1 protein-coding gene is annotated in these 559 nt (G+C 60.3%); it reads left to right on the top strand.

Translation table 11 applies throughout. From position 1 onward, the window contains the following. The first annotated feature begins 23 nt into the window (after positions 1-23). A complete protein-coding gene (locus IVA82_RS17030; protein ID WP_346659674.1) occupies positions 24-530 on the top strand; it encodes a reverse transcriptase domain-containing protein in 507 nt (168 codons plus the stop codon). Positions 531-559: the final 29 nt, after the last annotated feature.

The raw sequence follows: 559 nt of genomic DNA, 5'->3' as shown, positions 1-559 counted from the left end.
TGGTATTACCTTTTGCGTCTTAAATCAACAACGGCTCCATCGCGCCAGCCGGTGATGACGCGTTCAAAGCGGAAGTTATCTTTTGCGTTCAGGGAGCCATCTCGCCGCTGCTTGCCAACGTCTACCTGCACTATGCCCTCGATCTGTGGGCTGAACGCTATCGACGGCGCGAGGCCACGGGCGACATGATCATCGTGCGCTATGCCGACGACTTCATTGTCGGCTTCGAGTCCGAGGATGAGGCCCGGCACTTCCTCGAAGCACTGCGCGAGCGGCTCAGGGAGTTTGCACTGTCGCTGCATCCTGAGAAGACCCGGCTGATCGAGTTCGGACGCTTCGCGGTGGACAACCGCAGGCGGCGGGGGCTCGGCAAGCCGGAGACCTTCAACTTCCTCGGCTTCACCTTTATCTGCAGCCGATCCAGACGAGGCGAGTTCCAGATCAGGCGCAAGTCTCGCCGGGGCAAAGTTGAAAGCCGTGAAGCGGGAGCTGCGACGGCGCATGCATCAGCCAGTTCTCGAACAGGGTAAATGGCTGCGGCAGGTCGTCACCGGCTACT

The organism is Bradyrhizobium sp. 142, assembly GCF_023074015.1.
Taxonomy (GTDB): Bacteria; Pseudomonadota; Alphaproteobacteria; order Rhizobiales; family Xanthobacteraceae; genus Bradyrhizobium.
The sequence above is the reverse complement of the archived record's forward strand: the minus strand, read 5'-3'. Positions and strand labels throughout refer to the sequence as shown.